This is a genomic window from Reinekea thalattae (assembly GCF_008041945.1).
Taxonomy (GTDB): Bacteria; Pseudomonadota; Gammaproteobacteria; order Pseudomonadales; family Natronospirillaceae; genus Reinekea; species Reinekea thalattae.
In genome coordinates, this window is the sequence record NZ_VKAD01000001.1 from 1299505 (window position 1) to 1321594 (window position 22090).

15 protein-coding genes are annotated in these 22090 nt (G+C 46.0%); 9 read left to right on the forward strand and 6 right to left on the reverse strand.

Translation table 11 applies throughout. The features are described from left to right. Window positions 1–197: 197 nt before the first annotated feature. Together FME95_RS06020 and FME95_RS06025 are read left to right on the forward strand one after the other, a co-directional pair. Complete coding sequence (locus tag FME95_RS06020; protein WP_147713490.1) at window positions 198–1100, forward strand: NAD(P)/FAD-dependent oxidoreductase; 903 nt, start codon at window positions 198–200, stop codon at window positions 1098–1100. Window positions 1101–1137: 37 nt separating this feature from the next. Beyond that, window positions 1138–1761, forward strand: coding sequence for a class I SAM-dependent methyltransferase (locus tag FME95_RS06025; protein WP_147713491.1), 624 nt, complete (start codon window positions 1138–1140; stop codon window positions 1759–1761). Between the two features lie 74 nt (window positions 1762–1835). On the opposite strand, the gene FME95_RS06030 is transcribed toward FME95_RS06025, so the two are convergent. Further along, entirely contained in the window at window positions 1836–2423 is a 588-nt protein-coding gene (locus tag FME95_RS06030; protein WP_147713492.1) for a single-stranded DNA-binding protein, read from the reverse strand. Window positions 2424–2833: 410 nt separating this feature from the next. On the opposite strand from FME95_RS06030, the gene uvrA reads away from it, so the two are divergent. Beyond that, window positions 2834–5662 carry an excinuclease ABC subunit UvrA gene (uvrA, locus tag FME95_RS06035; RefSeq protein WP_147713493.1) on the forward strand — a complete coding sequence of 943 codons (2829 nt, stop codon included), beginning with the start codon at window positions 2834–2836 and terminating at the stop codon, window positions 5660–5662. Between the two features lie 85 nt (window positions 5663–5747). On the opposite strand, the gene trxA is transcribed toward uvrA, so the two are convergent. Next, window positions 5748–6614, reverse strand: coding sequence for a thioredoxin (gene trxA, locus FME95_RS06040; protein WP_147713494.1), 867 nt, complete (start codon window positions 6612–6614; stop codon window positions 5748–5750). Window positions 6615–6880: 266 nt separating this feature from the next. On the opposite strand from trxA, the gene FME95_RS06045 reads away from it, so the two are divergent. Continuing rightward, entirely contained in the window at window positions 6881–9805 is a 2925-nt protein-coding gene (locus FME95_RS06045) for an insulinase family protein (RefSeq protein WP_147713495.1), read from the forward strand. Window positions 9806–9868: 63 nt separating this feature from the next. Here FME95_RS06045 and FME95_RS06050 read toward each other — a convergent pair whose 3' ends face one another. Together FME95_RS06050 and FME95_RS06055 are read right to left on the reverse strand one after the other, a co-directional pair. Beyond that, window positions 9869–11044: a sensor histidine kinase gene (locus tag FME95_RS06050; protein ID WP_147713496.1), complete on the reverse strand. Its 1176-nt coding sequence runs from the start codon at window positions 11042–11044 to the stop codon at window positions 9869–9871. Then, window positions 11037–12620 carry a sensor histidine kinase gene (locus FME95_RS06055; RefSeq protein WP_147713497.1) on the reverse strand — a complete coding sequence of 528 codons (1584 nt, stop codon included), beginning with the start codon at window positions 12618–12620 and terminating at the stop codon, window positions 11037–11039. Before FME95_RS06055 ends, FME95_RS06050 begins: the two co-directional genes overlap by 8 nt. Before the next feature lie 260 nt (window positions 12621–12880). On the opposite strand from FME95_RS06055, the gene nosR reads away from it, so the two are divergent. Continuing rightward, window positions 12881–14218: a response regulator c-di-GMP phosphodiesterase, NosR family gene (gene nosR, locus FME95_RS06060; RefSeq protein ID WP_147713498.1), complete on the forward strand. Its 1338-nt coding sequence runs from the start codon at window positions 12881–12883 to the stop codon at window positions 14216–14218. Window positions 14219–14349: 131 nt separating this feature from the next. Here the strand turns inward: nosR and FME95_RS06065 are convergent, their stop codons facing one another. Further along, window positions 14350–15348 carry a sensor histidine kinase gene (locus FME95_RS06065; protein ID WP_147713499.1) on the reverse strand — a complete coding sequence of 333 codons (999 nt, stop codon included), beginning with the start codon at window positions 15346–15348 and terminating at the stop codon, window positions 14350–14352. Between the two features lie 106 nt (window positions 15349–15454). Here FME95_RS06065 and FME95_RS06070 point away from each other — a divergent pair, with 106 nt between their 5' ends. The 4 genes from FME95_RS06070 (at window position 15455) to FME95_RS06085 (ending at window position 19418) form a co-directional block, all read left to right on the forward strand. After that, window positions 15455–15919 (forward strand): chemotaxis protein CheX, encoded by a 465-nt coding sequence (locus FME95_RS06070; RefSeq protein WP_147713500.1) that lies wholly within the window; start codon window positions 15455–15457, stop codon window positions 15917–15919. Between the two features lie 59 nt (window positions 15920–15978). Further along, window positions 15979–16755, forward strand: a complete 777-nt coding sequence (deoC, locus tag FME95_RS06075; RefSeq protein WP_147713501.1) for a deoxyribose-phosphate aldolase — start codon at window positions 15979–15981, stop codon at window positions 16753–16755. A 45-nt stretch (window positions 16756–16800) separates the two neighbouring features. Beyond that, a complete protein-coding gene (gene deoA / locus FME95_RS06080; protein ID WP_147713502.1) occupies window positions 16801–18117 on the forward strand; it encodes a thymidine phosphorylase in 1317 nt (438 codons plus the stop codon). 92 nt (window positions 18118–18209) lie between these two features. After that, the gene (locus tag FME95_RS06085; protein ID WP_147713503.1) at window positions 18210–19418 is read left to right on the forward strand and encodes a phosphopentomutase; all 1209 of its coding nucleotides are present in this window, start codon (window positions 18210–18212) and stop codon (window positions 19416–19418) included. 111 nt (window positions 19419–19529) lie between these two features. Here the strand turns inward: FME95_RS06085 and FME95_RS06090 are convergent, their stop codons facing one another. After that, a complete protein-coding gene (locus FME95_RS06090; protein ID WP_147713504.1) occupies window positions 19530–21767 on the reverse strand; it encodes a hypothetical protein in 2238 nt (745 codons plus the stop codon). Between the last annotated feature and the right edge of the window lie 323 nt (window positions 21768–22090).

The following is a 22090-nucleotide window of genomic DNA, read 5'->3' on the forward strand; positions in this document are numbered from 1 at the left end:
TCACAGAAATCATCAAAAGCGCTAAAGCAAGGCCAAAAACATAATAGAACTTTTTAAGTTGCATGTATTGACTAAAGCAACAGGGAGAGCCTAATATCACCATCAAATAGAACTTTAATAGTTACTTAAAATGAAAATCCAAAATAGTGACTCAAATATACCGCCATTCAGCTTTAGCTAACCGAGGAAACAAGCACATGAAACAGGATGTCATCATTATTGGAGGAAGCTTTGCTGGAGCCTCTGCAGCCATGCAATTGGTGCGAGCCCAACGCAAAGTGACTTTGGTCGACGCAGGCCAACCACGAAACCGATTCGCCAAGCACTCTCATGGTTTTTTCGGCCTCGATGGCTACAGCCCTGAGGCGATAAAACTCAAAAGCTGGCAGCAATTACTCAGCTACCCAACGATGACGCTACTTGAAGACAGCGTTACTGAAGCGATTCCACAGGCGGATTGCTTCAAGCTAACGCTCAGCAGCGGAAAAGTACTGATCGGGAAAAAGCTGATTATTGCCACAGGGCTGACCGATATATTGCCAGACATCGAAGGCATTCAAGCACGCTGGGGTAAAACGGTGGCTCACTGCCCCTACTGCCATGGCTATGAATTACGTAATCGCTCATTAGGTGTTATCGCCACCAGTGAAATGTCGTTACATCAGGCCAGCATGATTCCAGATTGGGGCGTGACGACTTATTTTTCACAGGGCGAATTCTATGCTGATGCGGAACAAAAAAGCTTTTTACAACAGCGCGGCGTTCAGTTTGAAGACTCGCCCATCATAAAAATACTCGGCGAAGGCGTAGATATTTCTGCTGTTCAACTTGCAGACGGACGAACCGTTGATATTCAGGGTCTATACGTCGGGCCAAAAACGCAAATGAGCAGCGATATTGCCAGCCGCCTGGGTTGTAAATTCATCGAAGCTCCAATGGGCGCTATTTTGCAAACAGACGAGTTTAAACAAACTAGCGTAGCAGGTGTATTTGCCGCCGGAGACATCGCAAACCCAATGCAGAACGCCACCTTTGCTTCGGCATCCGGTGTTATGGCTGGCGTTGGCGCGCATCATCAATTAATTCAAGAACTGCGCTAAAGCACAGCACTATGTTTATTCATTTGAGAGGTTCGAGATGAAAGATACACCCAGTCAGCAAGAATTTTGGGAGCAGCATTTTCAAGAAAAACAAATGATGTGGGGGTCTGAGGCTTCGCAGTCGGTCAAGCCTGCTTTACGTTTATTCCAAGAGCGGCAGCTTCAGACACTTCTGATTCCCGGCTTTGGTTACGGTCGAAATGCTAAGGCATTTGCCGACCATGGTTTTGATATTACTGGAATTGAAATATCCCGCACCGCAATTGATATTGCAAAAAAACAGTGGGCCAATGCCATCACCGTACACCAAGGAGATGTCAGCGACATGCCGTTTGATGCTAACCAATACGACGGCATCTTTTGCTATGCCCTGCTGCATCTTTTAACCAAGGCAGCACGCAAAAAGTTTATCGACGACTGTTACCAACAACTAAACAATAACGGCTATATGGTTTTCGTTACACTGGCCACTCATACCCCGACTTTTGCTCAAGGTGCAAAGATGGATCACAACACCTATCTATCTCGTCATGGCGTAGACCTGTTTTATCACGACCTAGAAACTATCGAGCAAGAGTTCTCAGCTTACGGACTTATTGAGCAAACACTCAGCCATGAGGACTCACAAGATTTTTGGATTATTGTTTGTCAGAAGACTTAAACCTCCAGCCACAAAAAAGCCCTTAAAATAAGGGCTTAATTAGTATTTTTGACCGATGTGATCTGAGGTAAATCCTAGAACGGTATATCGTCGTCAAAATCGTCAAAGCCACCCGGTGCTGGTTGCGCAGGTGCCGACTGAGGTTGTTGCTGTTGTGGAGATTGCTGTGGCGCGACCTGTTGCGGCGCACCAAAACCACCACCTTGAGGTTGCTGAGGCGGTGCTTGATTGTAATTAGGCTGTGCTGCTGGCTGCTGATTAAAGCCGCCGCCTTGTGGTTGTTGACCAAAACCACCGCCTTGCTGAGGTGCTCCGCCTTCTTGGCGACCACCAATAAATTGCATTTCATTACCGACAATTTCGGTTGAATAACGGTCTTGGCCGTTTTGGTCTTGCCATTTACGAGTCTGCAAACGTCCTTCGATATAAACCTGTGAACCTTTGCGTAAATATTGCGAGGCAACCTCTGCGGTTCGGCCAAAGAGCACGATACGGTGCCATTCGGTAAGATCCTGACGGTTTCCTTGCTCGTCTGCTCGGCCAAGTTCATTGGTCGCTACATTCAGGTTCACTACCTGAGTGCCCGATGCGGTTGTACGCACCTCGGGATCCTGCCCTAATCGACCTAAAATAATGACCTTGTTTACGGTACCCTTTGCCATATGCCTTCCTATATATTTCGTTTTTGCTAGCCGCGAACTATCCATCAGTTGAAGGCTAACTTCAAGGTTGATTTGATGATTCCGCTGGCTTTCTTTATCTCTGTCACGCTTGTATTGGTTAATCCCCTCAAACACTAATGCTGCGGGGCTCACTGTTTGAGACTTCGACCCGAGTTAAAAACCTATTGAGTCACGGATTCTACTTTAAGGATTACCGCAGTGATAAAAAAACCTTGCGATCTGTATATTCATACAGTTATATTAGTCGCACGCTTTTTAATCCACACACTTAAAGAGCTTTTTCAGCAGCCTTCACAGTTTGATCCCCAGTCTTCGGTGAGGTGCTGCTGGAACTTCTTGCCAATTTATGCTTTCTTTGGGGCTTTGTTTCTTTCCAGTTCGAGGATTTCATGGACAAAATTTCCGTCCAGGGTGCCCGTACCCACAATCTTAAAGACATTACCATTGATATTCCACGCGACAAGCTTGTTGTTATCACTGGGCTTTCAGGCTCAGGTAAGTCTTCGTTGGCGTTCGACACCCTCTACGCCGAGGGTCAACGCCGTTATGTTGAATCACTATCAACCTACGCTCGGCAGTTTTTATCGATGATGGAAAAACCGGATGTCGACCATATTGAAGGTCTGTCACCGGCGATTTCTATTGAACAAAAAACCACCAGCCATAACCCTCGATCTACGGTAGGTACCACTACCGAAATTTATGATTACTTACGTTTGCTGTTTGCACGTATTGGTGAACCACGCTGCCCTGAACATGGTGAACCACTAGAAGCTCAAATGGTCAGCCAGATGGTTGATTCGGTGCTGGCGTTGCCAGAAGGCAGCAAGCTAATGATGCTTGCGCCGCTCATCCGCGACCGTAAAGGTGAGCACTTACATGTTTTCAACGAACTTAGGGCTCAAGGCTTTGTGCGTGTGCGTGTCGATGGCACGGTGATGGATTTAGACGAAGTTCCAGAACTCGATAAACGTAAAAAGCACACCATCGAAGCAGTCGTTGACCGCTTCAAAGTCCGTGATGACTTACAACTGCGATTGGCCGAGTCGTTCGAAACCTGCTTAACCTTAGCGGGCGGTATCGCTCAAATCAGTTGGATGGATGGTGACGGCGAAGACATTTTGTTTTCGAACAAGTTTGCCTGTCCGGTATGCGGCTATTCAATTGCCGAACTGGAACCGCGCATGTTCTCGTTCAACAACCCAGCCGGTGCCTGTGAAGAGTGCGACGGCTTAGGCCTTAAACAGTATTTTGATCGCAGTAAGGTTGTCCGCGACGACAGCCTGACCCTAGCCGAAGGCGCTATTTCTGGTTGGGATCGACGTGCTGTCTATTACTTTAGCCAGCTCACCTCACTAGGCGAGCACTTCAGCATTGACCTTGACCAGCCGTTTAAAAAACTACCGAAAAAATTCCGTGAGATGGTGCTTAACGGCAGCGGCGATGTTGAGATCGACTTTAACTACGTCAACAGCCGTGGCGCGGTCTATAGCCGAACACACGCCTTTGAAGGTGTGGTGCCTAACATGGAGCGACGCTATCGCGAAACCGATAGCAGCTCGGTGCGTGAGGAGTTGTCAAAGTATTTGGCGGAACAACATTGCCCGAGTTGTCACGGCAGTCGCCTTAAAGAAAGCGCACGTAATGTCTTTATTGATGGCGTGACCTTGCCGGAAGTGACGCACATGTCTATTGCCGACGCTGTCCGCTATTACAACAGCTTAAAGCTCGAAGGCAGCAAAGCACAAATCGCGGAAAAAATTCTGCGTGAAATCATTCAACGTCTCAGCTTCTTAGAAAATGTCGGCCTAGAATATTTAACCCTCGACCGTAGCGCCGATACGCTTTCTGGCGGTGAAACTCAACGTATTCGACTGGCTAGCCAGATTGGCGCTGGCCTTGTTGGAGTCATGTATATCTTAGATGAACCTTCAATTGGTCTTCACCAACGCGACAACGATCGTCTGTTGCAAACGCTGACTAACTTGCGTGATATGGGCAATACCGTTTTAGTGGTCGAGCATGACGAAGACGCCATTCGCACCGCCGACTGGGTGTTAGATATCGGCCCTGGCGCTGGCGTTCATGGTGGTAACGTGATTGCCGCAGGCACGCCAAAACAAATCATGGCAAGTAAGGATTCACTGACCGGTAAATACCTGAGCGGCAAGCTAAAAATTGACGTACCGAACGAACGCGCAGTAGCTGACCCGAAACGACAGCTAGTGATCAAAGGCGCAACGGGCAACAACTTACAGTCGGTCGACCTGTCCATTCCTGTCGGCCTATTTAACTGTATTACCGGAGTTTCCGGTTCAGGTAAATCAACACTGATAAACCGAACGCTTTATCCACTGGCCGCAACCGCGTTGAACAATGCGACCACGCTAACCGCAGCACCTTACCAAAGCATCGCAGGACTCGACTTTTACGACAAGGTCGTGGATATCGACCAAAGCCCAATCGGCCGAACACCTCGCTCGAACCCGGCAACCTACACCGGCATCTTTACGGCTGTGCGAGAACTGTTCGCCGGCACACAAGAAGCTCGTTCACGTGGCTATGCACCCGGACGTTTCAGTTTTAACGTTAAGGGCGGCCGCTGTGAGGCGTGCCAAGGCGATGGCTTAATTAAGGTTGAGATGCACTTTCTTGCCGATATCTATGTGCCGTGTGATGTTTGTACTGGTAAGCGCTACAACCGCGAAACGCTCGAAGTTCGCTACAAGGGCAAAAATATCCATGAAGTGTTAGACATGACCATCGAAGACGCGCTGAGCTTTTTCGAGGCCATTCCAGCACTGCAACGTAAATTGCAAACCCTCGTCGATGTCGGCCTTTCTTACGTCAAATTAGGCCAAAGTGCGACCACACTCTCTGGCGGTGAAGCGCAACGGGTTAAGCTTGCCCGTGAGCTATCTAAGCGCGATACCGGCAACACGCTGTATATTCTCGACGAACCGACTACCGGCTTGCACTTCCAAGACATCAAGATGCTGTTAGAAGTCCTGCATCGATTGCGCGATAACGGCAATACGGTTGTCGTCATCGAACATAATCTCGATGTAGTGAAGACAGCTGACTGGGTTATCGACCTTGGCCCTGAAGGTGGTGTCAAAGGCGGCCATATCGTCGCAACTGGCAGCCCAGAAGAAGTCGCAGATAACGCAGCGTCAATTACCGGTAAGTACCTAAAGCCGCTGCTGGAAAAAGGTTAAAGACAAACAGGCTTAACCGCTAATAAAAAAGGGTCGCTGTTGAGCGACCCTTTTTTTATGCATGCTTAAATTAACAGGCAAGAAATTAATACATCAAGGTGAACAACTTACGCTGGTATTGAATCGCCAGCGGGTCGCCTTTACCTAGCGAATTTAAGATATCCAACATGGTTTTACGAGCGGCGCCGTCTTGGTAATTTTTATCCTTCTGCACCACCTCATAGATGGTTTGTAGCGCTTCTTCGACTCGCTCTGCTTGGCTGTATTGCACCGCTAACTCAACCTTTAAGGCTAAGTTATCAGGCTGGCTTGCCAGCTTTTGCTGCAATTCAACAATCGCTGGGGTATCGGCTGCTTCTTGCATCAGCTCTAAGCGAGACACTAACTCAGCGTATTTAGGCTCCAGCTGTTGCTCCATAGTGGCTGCGGCCAAAATTTCACTGGCTTCTTTGCTGCGCTTTAGGTTGAGATAACATTCAGCGATCAACAAGCCAATGGCAAATTCTTCATTACTGACGGTATAAGCGCCGCGCAACAGCGCCAAGGCTTGATCATTTTGCCCTTGCTGCATCAATTCCATAGCCGCTTTTACATCGGCTTCCCAAGGCGCAGGTAAATGCTGGTTTAAGCGCTCGCGAATAGCACTTTCTGGTTCGGCTCCGGCAAAACCATCAATCGGCTGGCCATCTTTCATGATAGCGACCGTCGGCAAGCTGCGCACACCAAACTGTGCGGTAATGGCTTGCTGCTCATCGGCGTTGACCTTCGCCAATAAAATTTGTCCGTTATACTCTTCGGCCAGTTTTTCTAAAATGGGCATAAGCACCTTGCAATGCGAGCACCATTCGGCCCAAAAATCGACCACCACCAAACGACGCGTCGATTCTTCTAACAGAACCTGCTGAAAATTTTGCTCATTGACATCAATAACATTGACGGTGATATCACTCATAACAACCTCTTATCGCTAACAGCACAGTTTAATAACGGCCCAAGCCTATGGCACTGGCTTGCGCTATTGCGGATCTTTATTGCGCCTTTATTTGGATGATGCACGCCATTTAAAGATGCTGCTAATAAATAAGCACTTTGTAAATAGACACTGCATTTTTGTAAACAATGTGGGGACGATTTAACTAATCACCACCCTTAGCTGGTATCGGTTGTCCGACACCGCTAGACTACGGCTTTTTCTGCTTTATTGACTCGGAGTTGATTATGAAGCTTGGCAAAACCATTGCCATATTGACCGGCGTTATAGTGATTGTCGCAGTAGCTGGCTTATTAGCCGTAAAACTGACTAAATTCACATCTAAGAATGCGTCCAATATTGAAGTCAGCGACCAAGAGACTCGCACCTTTAAGAGCCTAACTCTTAACAATGGCCTAAAGGTAATTTTGGTATCCGATAGCGAAAGTGATAAGGCTGCCGCAGCGCTGAATGTATTTTCCGGTTCTTGGGCTAACCCTGCTGATATACCAGGCTTAGCACACTTTTTAGAGCATATGCTATTTTTAGGCACTGAAAAATACCCCGTTGTAGACGACTATACCAACTTCATTCAAACCAACGGCGGTAGTAGCAATGCTTATACTGCTGCAGAAAATACTCTGTTTTATTTTGATATCAATGCCGATAAATATCAGGAGTCGCTCGATCGATTCTCGCAGTTTTTTATCGCGCCACTGTTTGACAGTGACTTTACTCAACGTGAAATCAATGCCGTTCACTCTGAATATGCGGCATCACTGCAAGACGATAGCCGACGCATCGGCGATGTTGTGCGCGAAATTACCAGCCCCAATCATCCCGCCAGTCGTTTAGCTGTTGGCACACTCGACACTCTGGATGTGGATAACCTTGAAACACAGCTGCGCAGCTTTTTCCAAGAACACTATGTTGCGTCAAACATGTCGTTATCGATTTATGGTCCGCAAGACATTGAAACGCTTGAACAATGGGCAACCAATTACTTCGGCGGCATCCGAAACGCCGACAGCGGTAACAACCAATACCCACAGATGCAGTTTGATTCAATCGATCTACCTAAACTGGTTGAAATAGAACCACGAAGAGACGTTCGTCAATTGCAAATGCGATTCCCAATTACCGCTTCAACAGCAAACCTAAGTTCAAAACCCGCGCAATATGTTGCCTCGTTAATTGGTCAGCGATCCAGTGGCTCGCTGTTATCGGAGTTAAAAAATCTAGGCTGGGCCGATAGCCTGTATGTCAACGACGGCGGATTAACGCACTCCAGCACCAGCTTTGATATTTCTATTGCGCTAACCCCTCAAGGCATGGCTCATTGGGAAGATGTTGTCCAACTGACTTTCAGTGAAATCGAATTAATTCGCCAACAGGGTATCGATAAACGCTTTTACCAAGAACAGCAGCAGATTAATGACATTGCCTTCCAGTTTGCTGAACAAACATCTGCCCAACGCACTGCCCGTATGCTGGCCGAACGGCTGCAATATTTAGATGCGGAATTCCTACTGTCTTGGCCGTATCGATTACCAAAATTCAACGGCGACCAAGTTGAGGCGGTACTGGCTCAATTGAAGCCCGATAATGCACTGATTTTATTAGCCTACCCAGAGGCTGAAACCGATCAACGCAGTGAATACTACAACACGCCTTATCGCCAACAATTACTGACTGGCAATCAGGTCGCGGCTTGGCGTAATGCAGCGTTGGATTCACGCTTAAGCCTGCCTGAACCTAACCCCTTTATTCCAGAAGACCTGACCGTTCAGCCACTCGAACAGTTACCGTCGCAGCTGTATAAAAACATTCCCCACATCATTACAGCAGACAGCCATACCACTACTTGGTTTGAGCAGGACGACGAATTTTTAACACCAAAAATAGACTTGCATATCTTACTGCAAGGCGACTTCACCAACCGTAACGCCAAAAACATTGTCGCAACCAACCTGTACCTTCAGTTAGTCAGCAATGCGCTAGAAGAGGTACGCTACCACGCCGGTAAAGCAGGTTCTGGCTACGGCATTCAGCTTTCTGAAGATGGTGTTCAACTGCGCCTGTATGGCTACAGTGATAAATTGGGTTTATTAGCCGATGCTCTGGTATTTGAATTGGTTGAGCATCAAATTAACCCTAATCGTTTCGACATTGAAAAAGACAACTACTTGCGCGCGCTTAAAAACCGAGCACAGGACAGCGTCATTAATCAATCGGTTAGAACTTTGAATCAGTGGCTTATTTCAACCGAAGTGGAAACGGAATCATTGATTGATGAGTTAGAAAAAATCACTATTGAAGATCTCATCAGCACACGCCAACAGCTGTTTGCAAATGCGCACCTAACAATGTTGTTACACGGCAACCTCACCAATGCCGAAGCCACTCGCATCAGTCAACGCATCGACGCTGTGATTCCACAACAAGGCTCGAAACCAGAATCTCGTAGCATTGCTCATATCGCTCAAAAACGCTTTTTAACTAAGGTTAATTTTGACCACCCAGACTCAGCCTTGCTGCAGTATTTCCAAGGCGAAAACAGCAGCTTACGCGAGCGAGCGCTCTATATGCTGTTAGCCAAAGCGATTAATGCACCCTACTATTCTGAGCTGCGTACTCGTGAGCAATTGGGCTACATCGTTACTGCTCAGTCCTACACAATCGATGGCTTTCCGGGCCTGATTTTCTATGTTCAATCACCCCATACCGATGCTGCATTGTTACAGCTGTACTCTGATCGCTTTTTGAATCGCTACAACCAGTCGCTTCTCGATATGACCGAAGCACAGTTCAACGATTACAAAATTGGGCTTTCAACCACACTGCTTGAAGAAGATAAAAATCTCTATCAATTAAGCAGCCGTTATTGGCAGAATATTGTTGATGGCAATAAGAATTTTAATACTCAAATTCGCTTAGCTCAGGAAATCAATAAAATCAGTTTGGATGGTTTTAGACGATTCTACGCCAACGAAATTGTCGGTGACCTGATTCGTTCGGTATCCTTGCATCAGGTCGGTAAATCAATGGCTCGGGATTATGCGGATCATTCCAGCAGCCTTATCAGTTTCCATAGTTTGACGAAACCTAAGCAATGGCCAAGCGATGTCGACTGGATAATTCCGAGTTTCAATAACGTAGAACAGCGCCCATAACGTAACAATTAAATTTGCTTATGAACTAAACTGGCCGCCAGCTAAGCAGTATTCCTCTGGCGGCTAGTGCTCTTCTAACGCGACCTCCGGTTGTTGAATCGGCAATAAAATATAAAAGGTCGTGCCTTCACCTAGCGTACTTTCCACTTCGATCACGCCATGATGTCGCTCGACAATTGACTTGGTAATCGCCAAGCCAATGCCTGTGCCTTTACCGACTGGCTTGGTGGTATAAAACGGCTCAAATATTTCTTTGAGCTTTTCTGGTGCTATGCCCATACCGGTATCTGCAATCGACACCTCGACATTATCCTCTCGACGAGTCAACCCAATTCGAATCACCCCAAAATCTTTCATCGCCTGACAGGCATTAACAATAATATTAACAAACACCTGACTAAGCTGAGAACCAACAGCTTCAACCGTGGGTATTGGCTCAGCAATAATTTCGACTTCAGCTTTATATTTAATTTCATTACGCAACAGATTGATATTCGATTGCACTAACTTATGAAGATCGATCTGCTCAAACTGCTGACTACCTAAATGACTGTACTCTTTAAGGTCTTTTACAATCTCAATAATCCGTGACAAGCCTTCTTTAGATTCGCTCACCACTTCGGTAATGTCATTAAAGAAGCCTTCAAAGTTAGAATTATTTTTCCACTCTGCATATTTTTCTGTAGCGACTCCGCTAGCATCCTCTTGTAACTTTTGTTGCAGTGCCTGCTCCGATTTTAAGAGCCGATCTACATAGCGATTCAACAGGTTCATATTGGACGAAACAAAGCCAACTGGGTTATTAATTTCGTGTGCCACACCGGCAGCCAACTGACCTAACGCAGCCATTTTTTCCGATTGCATTAGCTGATCTTGCATTTCTTGGAATTGACTCAGCGCTTGCTGTTGGTGCGCCCTAAGGTTGATACGCTCTACCAATAAATCCATGCGCGTATCGGTAAAAAAATCAAAATGAACATATCCAGCGTTAGACTCCAACCAACCTATCGATTGCCATTGAGCAATCACTAATATGCAGTAACTTTCAGCTTTGCCAAGTTGGTTAATAAAATTTTTCTCTTGCTCGGATAGGTCACGTCCATCCAGTACAAACAGCGCATTCTGTTGTAAATAGCTCTCGCTAGTATTGTTTGTATCGACCAGACCTAAGGTGATATCGGGTGCCGCCTCGGGTATAGCCTGAGATAAAGATGGACTCAGTAACACGAGTTTATTCATCTGTTATGACTCCTTGTGGGAAGATCAGCGTCATGCGGGTGCCGAGCCCTTCTTTCGATGACACCTCGATATGACCACTGACCATCTTTAATAAATTTTCACTTAACGACAGCCCAAGACCAACACCCTCGCCAACCGCTTTGGTGGTGTAAAATGGATCAAAAATTGATTTCAAACTCTCTTCGGATATGCCTTTACCATTGTCGATCACAATCACCCTTAACTCATTTCCATCAACCTCGGCTTTCACAACAATGTTAGCGTCGGCAACTTCAGCAACCGACTCAATCGCATTCGACAACACATTTTCTAACGCTAAGGTAAATACCTGCATCGGCAAGCTGGCCATGATCGGTGGCCCAGGAATATCGACCGAAACACAGTCGTTATTGGATTCTAAACTTAAGATAATGAAATCAATGGACTCTCTAACATCAAACGATTGAGGCTGTTCACCAGTAAGATTGTTCAGTGGCTGTAATAGGCTAATGATGTGAGATACCCGATCCAAACCAGAAACTGATTCATCAATCACCTCATCAATTTCTTGCAACCGAAATTTAGACGCGGCAAGAAGATCGTTATTCAACTGCTCAATGGTATCCAAAACCTCGCTACTCACCTTGCCGATAAAGCTCAAGTTACTGCGAATAAAACCAATGGGGTTATTAATTTCATGCGCGACGCCAGCGGTAAAGCTTGCCAAGGTGCGCGCTTTTTCCGTATCCGATAAATTCTTCTGCGTTTTTTCCAACCGCTGCACTGCCTTTTGCAGTTCAGCTGTTTTATCGGATACCTTTTGTTCCAGTTGCTCGTTTAATTCTTTCAGTTTAACTTCAGCGGCATAGCGGGCCACTCGCTGACCAACCGTTTGACTGAACAGCGCCATCACTGTCTGTTCATTTTGCGATAAGCCACGACCATGAATCAGGTTGTCGCACACCAACCAGCCGACAACCTCATCGCCATAACGAATGGTTGAAATGGCATTCCAGCCACGGCCGACAATCTCATCATCTTCGTAAAGCGGTACCTCTTCACTGACTAAGACCTCGCCTTGCAGACTGAGCGACTTTTCAAACCAAGGCGTTTTATCAGAACTCAATACCAAAGAGTATTCGCGCCGAACCTGACCATGGCGATCGGTCCCCCAACAGCCTTTCACCACGCCCTGTTCGCTGTCGTAGGTTAAAACTCCGACTCGATCCAAGTCCAAATAGTGGCGCGCGCAAAGCACCGTTTCATGATAAATCTCATCCAGCGTAATGCAGCGTTCTAGCGCCAAATTGGTGTTGTTTAATAATTTGAGTATGCGACTAAGACTACGCTGATCCTGCTCTGCGTCAGTCTCTACCGTTAGGATAAAGCTGCGAATCGGATCATCACTAAATAGCGGTGCCACCGTTAACCGATGCCCAGCCACCACAAAAAAACCCGTCGATTTCGCCGTTGCTAAATAATGCTGAAAATCTTCATAACTGAATAGATGACCAAACAACGCCGACTGCTTGGCATCGGCATCGAGGAGCCTAGCTGTCTGCGTTCTATCGTTCAAATTTAGGTAGTAAACTTGCAAGCCGCTCACCTCACTTTTGGTCTCTTTTAAAACTAGCAAAATTTCCGTTTTTATCCATTTAATTGGCTATTTTTTAGAAATTAGCCAACCTTCTTCTATACTCAAAATAAAGGCAATGAAAGCGCTCTGATCGCCACCGGCAATCATTCTAAAACGCTGATCTGCCAAACCGGTTAAATACGATAAACCGACAACCTTTAGCCATAAACAACCAGCCTATAACTTAGGTCACGCAAACAACAACGACTATCGGGGATGTTATGGAATTAACCGAAGAGCCAATTAATATTCTGTTCGTCGATGATGAAGAAAACATCCTCAAAACGCTTAAGCGATTAATGAGCTTTGAAAACTACCAATGCCATTTCGCAAACAGCGGCCAAGAGGGACTGCAACTGCTGCAAAAACAGCCGTGCGAAATCATCATTTCTGACATGCGCATGCCAGCCATGCAAGGCGATGTCTTTATGGTCAAGGCAAAAGAAATATGCCCAAACTCGATGCGTTTTATCCTATCGGGCTATGCCGACTTTAATTCGTTGATCCAAGCGTTAAACGATGGTGGTGTGCACCAGTTTATTATGAAACCGTGGGACGACGATGCCCTACTGGCTAAAATCGCCGATGCCGTCGAGCACGTGACGGTAAAAAAACAACGCGATCAACTGCTAAAGATCACCCGTCGGCAGGCGGCTATGCTTGCTCAGGCCAATAAAGACTTAGAATCCAAAGTTGCTTCACGCACACAGGAAGTACAGCAAACAGCAGATATGCTAGATCTGAGTTATCACGAGCTTAAAGCCAGTTACGGTGTTTTTATTGATGTGGTTGCCCAAGTGCTACAGTTGCGAACCATTGCACCAAAAGACCACCTCAATGACATTGCCGACACCTCGCTTGCGTTAGCAAAACACCTCGGCCTAAATGAAGACCAACAGGAGGCTGTTTTTAGAGCCGCCAAGCTGCATGAACTTGGCAAAATTCGCATCCGTGACTCCATCCTAATGAAGCCCTATCTCAACTTGCGCGGGCCAGATTTAAAAGAGTATCGAGCCTACCCATTACAAGGTTATTCATTAATGGCCAGCCTAGATAACTTGAGCGATGTTTCCCATCTGATTAAATCGCATTGCGAGCAGTTTGATGGCCTTGGCTTTCCAGAACGATTAAAAGGCGAAGATATCCCTTTAGGTTCGCGCATCATTGGTACCGCCATGCACTTTTTTATGTATCGCAATGGCTTAGCCGATGGCACATCCCATGCCGATGAAGAGGCCGAAGAATACCTACGCGGCATTGCAGGCAGAGAAGTTGACCCTGAGTTAGTGGAACCCTTCTTAGAGTGTGTGAAACAAGAGTTTGCGAAAAAAGGTAAGTATGAAACGCTCGTCAACCTTGGTATGGCACGACAAGGCATGGTGTTATCACGTGATCTATACAACGTACGCGGTGTCATTATGTTAACCAAAGGTGCAGTCTTAACCGACAACATCATCAGTAAACTGGATTACATCAGCCAAAAAGAACAACACAAATACGTGCTCTACATAGAAAACGAAAATATTGAAGAAGAGGAAGAACAGGCGCAGGACAGCTAAACCTTCAGCCTGTCCTGAGCCTGTATGGAATGAAGAATGATATGCAGCCATCTTCATAATGGCTGCTAGCGCGAAAACGCCAAAGCAACGCTAAGATGCGGCTTTAAAAGCGGCACCGATTCAGTTGTCGCTTAGACGATAGGTTCTTCATCTGGAGCGTAAGGCTCTCGTGGAATAACAACCAGCGCTTCAATGCCTTTATCGGTATTCGAAATCTCTAAGCTGCCGTTTAGAATTTGCACAACTCGGTAGGCCACCACCAGCGTTAAGCCAGGGCCAATTTCATTTCCGTCTTCAAGGATCGAAACATAGTCGTTGGTCATTTGCGAAACTTGGTGAGGCTCAAGCACGCGACCATCGATTCTAAAAACCAACCGCAATGCATCACCAACTTCAGCATCGGTATAATTGATTAAATCGATATGCAACGTCGTGTTTTGATTCATCCGTACCAGCGCATAGACCACCCGAGTTAATAGGTTTTCAATCCATTGCACATCAGAAATCATCAAAATCTGATCTTCTGGGTTTTCCAGCTTGATCTTCACTTTACGTGATTTTGCAAGGCTGCCCCACTTTTCAACCAAACGCTCCATATCCTCGACAAGATCAATCTCAACCGACGAGGGTAACTCCGTTTTTAGCTCAAGCTGCGCTAACGATTGTAAATCTGCAGCATACTGCTTCATCGCCTCAACGCGGCTTTCAAGCTTACCAACTAACGAGCTGTCGGTTTGGTGAATCACTTCGCTGATTTCATCCATGGCGTTATCCAACGCCGTTGCCATATTTTGGATGGCGAGGTCTTTTTCTTGCGTAGAATTAGCCACCAAACGTCTAAGTTCAACGCTTCTGGCTGCATCGTATTCATAACGATCAATTTTAAGTTGTAATTCCTGTACTTGACGCTTAGTAATGCTGTGGCTTTTATTAATTTCTGCAACCTGGTGCTGACCAGCATTAAACATCCACACACCAAACAAACCCGTCACAATGGCAAGCAAAGCAACCATTAGGCTTGCGGTTTCAATCCCCTGAGAGAACATAAGCTGAACTACGGTGACTAATAGTAGAATCCATACGGTAAAAAATGCGATAACTAACTGCTTAAGACGTTTTTTTTCGTTCACCTCAGTTTTCCCTCATCAATTCTTAATAAATAAACTAAACTATTGGCTCGTTATTTTGCCAGAGATCGGCTAACTTTAATAACAACCACTGTGTAATGAAAACGTTATGGATGCATCAATTATCAACCCGTTCGTCGAAGCTACGATGGAAGTGACCCGAACGATGGCTAACATGGAATCATCCGTTGGTAAGCCACAACTTAAAGACGGCACTAACGCGCCAGGCTCGGTAACAGGCTTTATTAAACTATCGAGCAACACTCACAACGGTAGCCTAGCGCTCAGTTTCGAACAAAGTGCCATCCTAGCAGTTTATGAGCGAATGCTGGGGGAAAAGCAAGACGAAATTGACGATTCTGTGCTCGACCTAGCAGGTGAGATCACAAACATGGTCTGTGGCGGCGCCAAACAACGCCTTTCATTAAGCGGCTACGACTTTAATCTGACCAGCCCAAGCATCTTAAGTGGCCTTGATCATCACATCGAACACAGCGGTTCAGGCCCCGTATTGACACTACCGCTGCAACTGGAAGAGGGTAAAATGTACATCGAGGTCTATCTCGGGCGTTGAGTTAAGGCGGATTAAACTCTAAAATGCGTCAAAACTTCTGACCATTTGGACAAAATTAGATGAGCCAACTTACCGCAACCGCCGAGCAGGCGCTCAAACTGATGGACCTAACCTCGCTAAACGAGGACGATACCACTGCCATCATTACCCAACTTTGCCACCAAGCCAGCACGCCTGTAGGTCATCCTGCGGCGGTTTGTGTCTATCCTGCGTTCATTAAAACGGCACTGCAAACATTAGCAGCTAACGGCCTTGACGATGTAAAAGTCGCAACAGTAACGAATTTTCCACATGGCAATGATGATGTTGCGCTGGCGGTCTCTGAGACTCGCGCCGCAGTCGCTGATGGCGCTCATGAAGTCGACGTAGTATTTCCTTATCGTGCTCTCATGGCAGGCAACGAACAGGTTGGTTTTGATCTAGTCAGCCAATGCAAGCAAGCCTGTGGCGAGAGCGCGCTACTAAAAGTCATTATCGAGTCGGGTGAGCTAGCAAGCGCCGAACTTATTAAGCAAGCCTCAGAGATCTCTATTCAAGCAGGCGCTGACTTTATTAAAACCAGCACCGGTAAAGTGCCCGTTAATGCCACGCCAGAAGCCGCAGAAATCATGCTGAACGCAATTAAGGCCAGTGGTAAAGATGTTGGCTTTAAAGCCGCTGGCGGCGTGCGCAATGCCGAAGATGCTGGCGTTTACTTACAGCTGGCCAGCGACATTCTAGGTGCTGACTGGATTAATACTCGGCACTTCCGATTTGGCGCCAGCAGCCTACTGAACAACCTATTGCAAACCCTTGGCCATAGCAGCCAGTCGGGTACCCAAAATAGCGGCTATTAACGGCTAGCGCCCAAGCTTTTTTCCATCAGCCTTAACGAGATAACGATGTACCTACCTCAAGAAATTATTCGCAAGAAACGTAATGGCGGCATCCTTAGCCAGTCCGAAATTGAATGGTTTGTCGCTGGCATCCGTGATGAGTCCGTGAGTGAAGGGCAAGTATCCGCATTGGCCATGGCGATCTATTTTCAGGGCTTATCGATTGAAGAGCGCGTTCACCTAACGCTGGCCATGCGTGACTCAGGTACGGTATTGAATTGGGACGAACTAGACGGCCCAGTGGTCGATAAACACTCCACCGGCGGTGTTGGCGATGTTGTGTCGTTGATGCTTGGGCCGATGGTTGCCGCTTGCGGTGCCTACGTGCCGATGATTTCAGGTCGCGGCCTAGGTCACACCGGCGGCACGCTGGATAAGTTTGAAAGTATTCCTGGCTACGACCCTTACCCAACGCCAGAACGCTTTAAAGAGATCGTTAAGCAGGTCGGCGTTGCCATTATTGGTCAGACGGGCAATCTAGCCCCTGCAGATAAACGCTTTTATGGCATTCGTGATATTACCGCCACAGTTGAAAGTATCGATCTGATTACCGCATCGATTCTGTCGAAAAAACTCGCTGCAGGTCTCGGCTCGTTAGTTATGGATGTTAAATCCGGTGATGGCGCCTTTATGCCAACCTACGAAGACAGCAAAGCCCTTGCCCAGAGCATCGTAAAGGTTGCCAATGGTGCGGGGACGCCGACTACCGCGCTGATCACCAACATGGACCAAGTTTTGGCTCGCAGCGCTGGTAATGCAGTTGAAGTACGCGAAGCCGTTAACTATTTGTCAGGTCAGTATCGAGACAAGGCTCTGCATGAAGTCACCATGGCGCTCTGTGCTGAGATGCTACTTTCTGCAAAGATCACCGACAGCCTAGAACAAGCGCATGAAAAACTTACCGAAGCGCTCGACAACGGCAGTGCGTTGAAAAAATTCAGCGATATGGTCAGTGCACTTGGTGGGCCGAGTGATTTTGTTGAAAAGATGGACGACTATTTACCCAAAGCCCCTTTAATTCTGCCATTAGCAGCCCCAACTTCAGGCTACATTAAAGAAATTAAGGCACGCGACCTTGGCGTTGCTGTCGTCAAACTTGGCGGCGGTCGTTCTCGAGCAGAACAGAAAATCGATCACGCGGTCGGTTTAGATCAAATTTTAAAACCCAGCGAAGCGGTTAAAGCCGGCGAACCTCTATTGTATGTTCATGCCCAAACGCAACAGCAGTTTGACGATATTGAAGCATTGCTACTCGATGCCATTATTATTTCAGACACGCCTTGCGAGCCATTAAAAGCCGTGTTTGAAACGGTTCGTGGTTAACAAACGTTTATGGCTAAAACTGTTCATGTTGATAATCACTCATGACTAAACCGCTTGCGCTTAATACTCTCGATAAAATTTAGGCAATTACTATGAAACGAGTTCATATCTGTGTACTAGACTCCTTCGGCATTGGTGCAACCGATGACGCCGAAAAATACGGCGATGCCGGTTCTAACACCCTAGGTCACATTGCACAATGGTGCGTTGAAGAGCGCGGCCAACCATTGCAACTTCCTAACCTAACCAAACTGGGGTTAGTCAACGCAGCAACAGAAAGCAACAACGGCGTTGTACCGGCCGGAATGACAACTGATGACGCGCCGATCGCCAGCTACGGCTATGCAAAAGAGTTGTCCAGCGGTAAAGACACGCCAAGCGGCCACTGGGAAATTGCTGGCGTGCCAGTACTGTTTGATTGGGGCTATTTTGAGCCACACGAAAACTCATTCCCAGAAAGTCTCTTAGATGAATTTATTAAGCGCACCGGCGTGCCAGGAATTTTAGGTAACTGTCACGCTTCCGGTACTGAAATTTTACAGCGCTTAGGTGAAGAACACATAAAAACCGGTAAGCCGATTGTTTACACCTCGGCAGACAGCGTTTTTCAAATTGCCTGTCACGAAGAAAGTTTCGGTTTAGAGCGACTTTACGAGCTTTGTCAGATTGCACGCGAACTGGTCGACGAATACAACATTGGTCGTGTCATCGCTCGCCCCTTTGTCGGTGACAACGCTGACAATTTTGAACGCACCGGCAACCGCAAAGATATCGCCGTACCACCACCGTCTAAAACCGTTTTGCAAAAGCTTACCGAAGCCGGTGGCGAAGTGATTTCTATCGGGAAAATCGCCGACATCTACGCCAATACGGGCATTAGCCAAAAGTACAAAGCAACTGGCTTAGAAGCGCTATTTGATAGCACCATTGAACAAATCAGTAAGGCAAAAGACCGCTCCATTGTGTTTACTAATTTTGTCGACTTTGATTCCAGCTATGGCCACCGTCGTGACTTAAAGGGTTACGCCGAAGCACTGGAGTATTTCGATAGCCGAGTACCTGAGTTATTAGCAGCCGTGGCAGACGATGACTTGCTCATCTTTACCGCCGATCATGGTTGCGACCCAAGCTGGCATGGTACAGACCATACACGTGAGCACATCCCAATTTTGGCTTATCAAAAAAATACCGCAGCAGTTAATTTTGGCAAACGAGACACCTTTGCCGACATCGGCCAAACGGTTGCCGACTACTTTGATCTAGAAAAAATGGATTACGGCACTGGCTTTTTAGCCAGCTAAGCAGCCTCGATTATAAGAAGCAAAAAATAACGCCAAGGCGTTTTTTTCTCGCTAAATAAAAATGGGCAGCCTATTTAAAATAGGCTGCCCATTTTATTTTATCGCAGAGGTTTAGTTGCCAAACGAATAGCTAACTTGAGCTTTCTCATTCTTAAGCCGGCTAACAGCCAGCATCAAGATTATTATGAACACGGCTAACATAATAGAAACGATCATCGCTAAAGAATCAATATAACGTTCATCCGTCATCGCTACATTAAGATAAACCAAACGTCCTTCTTGCGACTCTTCTATCCGACTCACCACACCATAACCAATGGGTTGCTCTACAATGTCAGTAAGGCCATTTATCGCACCGTAAACAAAATCACTCAGCGATGCAGAAACCTCTTTGGCAGAGTCAGCGTAAAAGTCCACCGAGCCATCGGAAGTGCCATTTAAGAAGTTCGCAAAATCAAACCAGCCATCATTCGATCTGACGTTATTGACCAGCTGAACCGATGTGCCTAAATCACCAGCTGCTATTTTAGAAAAACCCTCAGCCTGCCACTGATCAACGAGAGCCTGTAGCTCATTCACGATATAGGTTGACTTTAGGTCATAAAAATCTACAACAGCGCTATCTAAAATAACATTCTCAGCAGTGGCAGAACTTTCGCTGATCTCTGAGAAATCAAAATTTAAAATATGACTAAAGCAATCGTTAGACCGAGCGCAGTCATAACCAGGCTCCGCCTCTTCCCACAATCGAACAATCTCAGTTTTTATAAAATCACTGTCATAATCCGAGTCAGTCCAGTTATTATTGAGCCATTGAGCCCACTGATGCAGCTGTTTCATATTGTAGATATAGAGTTCTCTTCTCGGTCGAAGTGTTTGCCCAATAAACTGGTAACTTTGGCCAAGGCTTACAGCTAGGGCGTACTGTAGTTCTAACTGATAGTAGTCATGCTCTGACATCTGCTCAAAATATAACGGTTCGATTTCAGCCGTTAGATTTTTCAACATCGGTTCAGTAATTGAACTGAGGTCATTTTTTTGAGCATTACTTAAAACATCAAACTGCTCGCAACTGTAGTAAGCATTCATAGCAAAATCTGAATCTTCAGTTAGTGCCAAACATTGTTTGTTGACACTCAGAACATCCACTCGCTGACCAGCACTTTCGATAGTATTCCAATCATCGGGGGTATTAATCTGCAAGACACCCGGATTAATTAGCATTCGAACCGACAGTAACGCATCACTAAAATGGGTGTTCACTAATAGAACCAATAATAGAAAGGCGACCGATGCAAGCCTCCAGTGATGATAAGCGTTAGTTTTTTGTGTTGAATTATCCGTCTTAGCTGGCGAAATATTATCGATCGCAATAATTTCAGAGTTTTTGCTTTTTACTTCGAAATGAACTTTTTTACCTATCGGAATGCTGTCTAAATGATCATTCCACTGCGGCGATAATTTAATGTTAAGGGCATCGCTGTCATGGTTCTCGATCTCAACATAGTTGTCGTCAGCATTAATGACTTGCTTAAATGTAGCGCTCATTTTTTTTATATTGAAGCTACTAGGCTTTCTTGCGGTAGCTATCGACCATAAAAGTAAGCCTACTGCTAGCACTGAAAAACAAATGCCCGACCAAACATACACAGCTGTCGTCGATGCAAAAAATAAAGCAACGATTACAAAAATTATCATCATGCTAATTGCATATCTTTTACCTACCGTTTTTTCAGCAAAGGCTAGAGTCTCTGCTTCGGTAGATTCGCGTTCACTAATGAATTTAATCCCTAACTCTTCTGCGGCGACTGCCGTACCAGATCCAAGTTTACTAGTTGCCTCAGCAGTACTTTCTAACACCTCTATAGAATCCAGCTCACGCTTATGTGAACCTTCGACTAGCTTAAAATTCCCTCTAGACAATAAGTAAAACTTTTTACCAACCAGGGCTATTCGAGTGCTGTCATTAGCGTTAGAAAGCCGAACGATTTTTTCTAATAGGTTTTCAATTGTTTCGCCTTTAAGTAGCTTAGGCATTTGCACCTGAACACCGCCAACAGAAACCACCGTCGAATTTGAAGAATTGATAGTCAATGTATGCGTTTCAATATCACCGCTAATCGCTGTTATTTGCACTGGCTCGATTATCGTTAATTTATAGGCCTCACTTAAAACCGCCAACTCCTGTTCCGTTGCAGCTTCTACTTCGAGACTATCGGATTCTGTTAAAGAATTCGCTACCCGCTTTGTTTCATCTTTCACCTGCTTTACCGAAGCAAAATGCGAAATGACTGCTATGATTGAAATAACCAAAACAATCATTTTTAAGATAATTGCTAACTCACCCATCGTTGTAAACTCACTCTATCCTTGTTTTTAATTACCACTCAACGACTGAGCCTCAGCTCAGCATCAACTGTGTCGTTCATTGAATATACGTAAAAGCATCGATAGATACTCTGCCCCAGTTATCATTATTTACACTGTGGCTATTTTTACTCACCAGCTATCGACCTGTGCTGATCGGCTATCGTTATAGATCGTCGTTATAGATCGTCGTTATAGGTTTGGTTGACCAAATAGAAACTCTGGCGCACTAATTAAGCAGCCCCAAGTTTCAAGACTGGCAGATTTAATCAGGCTGTGGTTATTATAAGCAGATCAATCTTTAG